Origin of the sequence: Streptomyces sp. NPDC057654, assembly GCF_042800135.1 — a bacterium.
Taxonomy (GTDB): Bacteria; Actinomycetota; Actinomycetes; order Streptomycetales; family Streptomycetaceae; genus Streptomyces.
The window spans coordinates 1-5,480 of the sequence record NZ_JBHVHQ010000594.1 but is presented as its reverse complement, the minus strand read 5'-3'; the positions used below and the strand labels follow the sequence as shown (position 1 = coordinate 5,480).

General features: G+C 69.8%; 5 protein-coding genes. All 5 read right to left on the bottom strand.

The features are described from left to right. Positions 1-65: 65 nt before the first annotated feature. The gene (locus ACFU99_RS31485) at positions 66-965 is read right to left on the bottom strand and encodes a LysR family transcriptional regulator (protein WP_384398504.1); all 900 of its coding nucleotides are present in this window, start codon (positions 963-965) and stop codon (positions 66-68) included. A gap of 195 nt (positions 966-1,160) precedes the next feature. Beyond that, complete coding sequence (locus ACFU99_RS31480) at positions 1,161-2,006, bottom strand: EamA family transporter (protein WP_384398502.1); 846 nt, start codon at positions 2,004-2,006, stop codon at positions 1,161-1,163. Then, complete coding sequence (locus ACFU99_RS31475) at positions 2,003-2,176, bottom strand: hypothetical protein (protein ID WP_384398500.1); 174 nt, start codon at positions 2,174-2,176, stop codon at positions 2,003-2,005. Before ACFU99_RS31475 ends, ACFU99_RS31480 begins: the two co-directional genes overlap by 4 nt. 94 nt (positions 2,177-2,270) lie before the next feature. Continuing rightward, positions 2,271-3,881, bottom strand: coding sequence for a penicillin-binding transpeptidase domain-containing protein (locus ACFU99_RS31470; RefSeq protein ID WP_384398498.1), 1,611 nt, complete (start codon positions 3,879-3,881; stop codon positions 2,271-2,273). 299 nt (positions 3,882-4,180) lie between these two features. Continuing rightward, positions 4,181-5,449 (bottom strand): tyrosine-type recombinase/integrase, encoded by a 1,269-nt coding sequence (locus ACFU99_RS31465; RefSeq protein ID WP_384398496.1) that lies wholly within the window; start codon positions 5,447-5,449, stop codon positions 4,181-4,183. Between the last annotated feature and the right edge of the window lie 31 nt (positions 5,450-5,480).

The window sequence follows — 5,480 nt, the reverse complement described above, 5'->3', positions numbered from 1 at the left end:
CGAACCGACCGCGTCAGGGCCCCTCGGCCGTAGGCGCGTCCACGCGCCCTGGCGGCGGGCCGTGCTCAACAAGCCGTCGCCGACGGCTCTTCCTTGATGAGCCGGGCCGTCTGATCGATGAACAATTTCATCTCGCGCGAGAGCCGCTTGCCGCGCCGCCACGCCAGCTGGGTGAACACCTTGAACGGCGGCTGCCACGGCAGCACCGTCATCTCCCCGCGCGCGAGTTCGGCGGCCACCGTGATCTTCGGGAGCAGCGAGACGCCGAGCCCGGCCATCACCCCGCGCTTGATGGCCTCGATGGTCCCGAACTCCAGGAACGACGCCATCTCGGCGCCCTTCAGCTCCTCCTCGAACAGGTCGCGGTAGGCGCAGCCGGCCTCCGTCGCGACCACCGAGGCGCCCCGCAGGTCCTCCAGCGTCAGTTCCTCCGTCGCGGTCATCGGGTGGTCGGGCGCGGACACCAGCACCAGCGGCTCCTCCGCCAGCATCATCGTCTCCAGGCCCGGTCGGTCGGTCTCCTCCTCCATCAGGAAGCCGACGTCGAAGGTGCCCTGCCGCAGCGCGTGGCAGGTCTCCGCGCAGAGGCTGGGCCGCAGCGAGAGCTGGAGCCGGGGGTAGCGGTGGTGGAAGAGCTCCAGCAGCGGCGGCATGCGGTAGGAGGTGATGCTCTCCATCGTGCCGATGACCAGCGTGCCCGCCGGCCCGTCGCGGCCGGCGACGTCCGAGCGGGCCTCGTCGGCGAGGGCGAGGATCTGATCCGCGTATTCGAGCAGCCGCTCACCCGCCTCCGTCAGCCTGATCCGGCCGCCCAGCCGGTCGAACAATTCGACGTCCAACGACGTCTCCAGCGCACGGATCTGACTCGTCACGCTCGACTGGGCGTAGCTCAACTCCTCGGCGGCGCGCGTGAAGCTCATTAACGACGCCACTCTTTGAAACGTGATCAGCTGACGGAATTCCATCGCACCCCCTGGCCCGAAACCTTCACCGGGATCATGCACACGGCATGTCTTGAAGTGAACTACTGCAACACCGGCAATTCGCCCACCGGGTGGCGAGTTGCCTCGAAGGGTCATGTGATACGTGTCACATTTTCATGAGGCGGGGCGTATTCGGGCAGGCGTACGGCCGGACCGGACCCGTGCGGGCGCGCACGGTCAACTGGCGTGCAGCATCAGCCCGATGCCCACCACCATCAGCCCCGCCGCCGCGATCCGGGGCGCGCCGAACCGCTCCTTGAAGAACAGCGCCCCGATGGCCGCGCCCACGATGATCGAGGACTCCCGCAGCGCCGCGATCGGGGCCAGCTCGGCGCGCGTCTGGGCCCACAGCACCAGCCCGTACGCGAAGACAGACAGCAGTCCGCCGGCCAGCCCGCGCACCGCGTACGGGCGCAGCTGCGCGCCCAGTTCGCGGCGCCGGGAGGCGAGCGCGTAGGCGGGGATGGCGATCCCCTCCAGGATCATCAGCCAGGCGATATAGCCGAGCGGGGTGCCCGACGCCCGTACGCCGACGCCGTCGACGACCGTGTACGAGGCGATGGACAGGCCGGTGGCGACGGCGGCGACGATCGCCGCCCAGTGCGGGCGCGAGCCGCGGATGCCCCACAGCGCGACGCCCACCAGGCCCGCCGAGGCCACCACGACCCCCGTCATCTGCCAGCCGTCGGGCAGCTCCCCGACGAAGACCGCCGCGAGGACGGTGACGACCAGCGGCGCGGTGCCGCGCGCTATCGGGTACATCTGGCCGAAGTCGCCGAGCGAGAAGGACCGCATCAGCAGCGCCTGATAGACGACGTGCAGCACCGCCGAGCCGAGCAGATACGGCCACGCCCCGGACGCGGGCAGCGGCGTGAAGCAGGCCAGCACGGCGCCGATGACCGCCCCGCCGCCGCCCACCAGGGTGAAGGCGAGCAGCTGGTCCTTGATGCCGTGGGCGATGGCGTTCCAGCTGGCGTGCGTGATGGCGGCGATGAGCACCGCCGTCGCGATCAGCGGCGTCACGCGGCGCGCTCGCGCACGTCCACGGGCTCCCCGCCCGCGTGCTTCACCAGCGAGTCGCGGATGATCGCGGCGGTGCGGCCGGCGTCGGGGAAGCGGCGGACCGGCACGCCGAGGCCCGGCTCGCGCAGGGCCTCGACGGAGCGGGGAGGGGCGGTGTCAGGTGTGCTCATGCCCCGACGCTAGCGCTCGTTGTACGGGCCACGCGAGGTCGTTTCCGTCACGCGGAGGCCGCCGGCCGTTCACCTTCCGTACGCGCCCGCCCCCTCACTTGGCGCGCAGCACCGCCGCGACGATCGGCCCGGCCGAGTCCCCGCCGTGCCCGCCCCGCGGGACGACCGCGGCGGCCGCGACATCGCCCCGGTAGGCGGTGAACCAGCCGTTGGACCGGGTCTGGTTGTCGACCTCGGCGGAGCCGGTCTTGGCCCCGACGTCCGAGCCGAGTCCGGCCATCGCGCCCTGGCCGGTGCCCTGGGTCGCGGTCAGCTTCATCATCGACCGCAGGTCCTTGGCGACCGGGCCGGGCAGCGAGCGGGCCGCCTTGGCGAGCTCGCGATCGTCGACCGAGGGCGCGACGACGTACGGCTGGTGGAAGGAGCCGGTACGGGCGGTGGCCGCGACGGAGGCCATGGTGAGCGGGTTCATCTGCACCCGGCCCTGGCCGATCATCGCGGCGGCCTTGCCCGCGCCGGTATCGGCCGGCACGCTGCCGTCGAACGTCGACAGACCGGTCTTCCAGTCCAGCCCGATGCCGAAGACGTCCTTCGCGACCCCGGCCACCGCGTCATCCGGGATGTCCTTGGCGAGCGAGATGAAGGCGGTGTTGCAGGAGGCGGCGAAGTCCTGGGCGAAGGTCGCGCCGGGGTTCGCGGCGCCCTCCACGTTGTGGAACTTCATCCCGTACGTCTCGTACTTCGGGCAGGGCAGCGCCTTGCCCGGCGACGCCTTGCCCTTCTCCAGCAGGGTCGCCGCCGTGATGACCTTCATCGTCGAACCGGGCGCGGTCTGCCCCATCAGCGCCGGGTTGAACGCGGTCTTCTTGGAGTTGGCGATCGCCAGGATCCCGCCGGTGCTCGGCTGCACCGCGACCACGGAGGCTTCCTTCTGCGCCTTCACCGCCTTCTCGGCGGCCCGCTGGGCGGCGGCGTCCAGGGTGGTCTGGAGCTTGCCGGGCTTCCCCTTGGAGACCGTGAAGAGGACCGGGCCGGGGGTGTGCTGGCCGTCCGGCTCGACGGACACCTCCACCCCGGCCTCGCCGCCCGTCTTGTCCCCGAACTTCGCCCGCAGCTGCGGCAGTACGGCGACGAGCGAGGGGTAGTCCTTGTCGTTCAGCTCCTTGCCGTGCCGGTCGACGGCGGTGATCTGCGGGTGGGAGCCGCCGGTCGTCAGGTGCTGGCCGACCTTGAGCTTCGGGTGCATGACGGCGGGCTTCCAGTCGACGAGCGCCCGCCCGCTGTTCTTCCCGCGGTGCACGGTGAGGGCGGAGTCGTACGTCCAGGTGGCGTGGTGCTCGCCGGAGGAGACCTCGGCGGTCACCGCGAACGGCACCTTCGAGCCTTCGGCCGTGCCCGGCTTGAAGGACACCTTCTTCACATGGGCGTCCTCGCGGTACCCGGTGAGGGCGGTCACGGCGGCCCCCGCGTTGTCCGTGAAGTCCGCCGCCTTCTCCGGGTCGCCGTCGGCCCACGCGTCGAGGAAGCCCTTGGCCGCCTCGCGGATCTCGTCCGCGCTGGGCGGCCCCGTGCGGCCGGCCGACTCGCTGTGCGCCGCCGTGCTGCTGTCCGAGATCCCGTCGATCATGTTGTAGGCGCCGTACCCGGCAACCCCGACGACCACGGCGATCGTCCCGCCGACCGCGATCTTCACACCAGTGCGCATGTCCCAGCCCCCCTCAGGCCCCACCGGGTTTTAATCATCTGATCAAAACTTGACAGCGCGCACTCTACGCGACGTGAGAGGCGCGTGGTGTGAGCCGGGGGGCACTCCTCCAAGGCCCCGGACAAGGCCCCGGACAGGGCCCCGGAACGGCCTCAGATCCAGCTGTCGAACCACATGCGATTGCGCCACGCGTCCAGCGGAATCGCCTGCCCCGTATAGATCGGGAAGAAGTAGACGAAGTTCCGGCGGATCAAGGTCCCATGGCCCTGGCCTGCGGATTCTGCCCCATACCGGCTCAGCTATGCCACGTGGGCCGTGCCAGGGCCGTGATCATGGAAAGGTGATGCCCGGAACACCGCATCGAGAGCATTCCTTGTACGTCCCTCGCTGGTCGGCATGAGGTGGGTGTACGTCCGCAGCGTAAACCCAGGGTCGGCGTGCCCAAGGTACGAGCTCAGGGCCCGGATGCTCTCGCCTGCATCGAGGAGAACGGAAGCGTAGAAGTGCCTGAGCGCGTGCATGCCGTGCTCACGCGCTGACGCATACCGTTCGCCATCCGCGGCCTCCGGGATGACGCCGACCGCCGCGAGAGCGGGTTTCCATATGAAGTCGTTGAAGTGGCTCGCGCGGACATAACTGCCCTGGTTGCCGGTGAAGTACAGATACTTGGTCACGAGTGGGCCGTCAGGTGTCCGCCAGGGGAGCGTGATGGGGACCGGAGGGAACTCCTCGGCATGCGCTCGCAGGGCGTCGGCCACCGTGCCAGGGAGCGGCGTCGTACGCACCTTATTGCCCTTCGGCAGCGCGAAGACGTGTTGGCCGCGGCGGACGCGCTTGAGCTGGTGGGCGACGGTCAACCAGCCGCTTTCGAAGTCAAGTTCATCCTCCGACAGACCGAAGATCTCACCCTGCCGAAGCCCGCAGCCGCCGCCAGGGTCCACGGTGGTCTGAAAGCGCCTGGGGAGAGCCGCCCGCACGCCGAAGACCCGATCTGGCATCCACGGCACGATCCGAGGACCGCCCGGCTTAGGGAGGGTCACAGACTTCGCCTTGCAGGGGTTCTTGGAAAGTCGCCCGTCTTCGACGGCAGCATTGAACACGGCGGATGCGGTGCCCACGATGATGCGGCGGTACGACTCGGCAGTCACCGCGTCCTTCATGGCAGTGACCCAGTCGCGGATGTGCTCGGGCTGGAAGGAGCCGAGGGGGCGTGACCCGATGTACGGGTACGTGTGCAGCCGGAGCCGCCGCTCCGCCGCCTCTCCGCTGTTGATTTCGCCTGGGTGCGACTCAACCCACTTCTGCGCGTACTGCCGGAAGGTCGTTCGGGTGGCGCCGGGGTCAATGTACTGGCCGCGGGACATGTCGGCTTCGATGTTGGTGAGCCACCGCTCTGCCAAGCGCTTCTGCCGGTCGGGGAAGCTTTTGGACTGCTCGGCTCCGTCGGGCCCGACGTACCGGGCGCGGTAGCGCTTGCCGGTGCCGTAGCGGGCGGTCTTGACCCGGCGGGGTGTGCCGTCGGGGCCTTTCTCTGTCTTGTACCAGCGGTCTTGGATGTGGCCGGCCAATGGGAGCTCCTTCGTGCGCGCAGGGGTAGGG

What these genes read in the sequence shown, in the direction of transcription:
- ACFU99_RS31485 (WP_384398504.1), bottom strand. Translation starts at nt 965, where the DNA reads ATGGAATTCCGTCAGCTGATCACGTTTCAAAGAGTGGCGTCGTTAATG.
- ACFU99_RS31475 (WP_384398500.1), bottom strand. Translation starts at nt 2,176, where the DNA reads ATGAGCACACCTGACACCGCCCCTCCCCGCTCCGTCGAGGCCCTGCGC.
- ACFU99_RS31470 (WP_384398498.1), bottom strand. Translation starts at nt 3,881, where the DNA reads ATGCGCACTGGTGTGAAGATCGCGGTCGGCGGGACGATCGCCGTGGTC.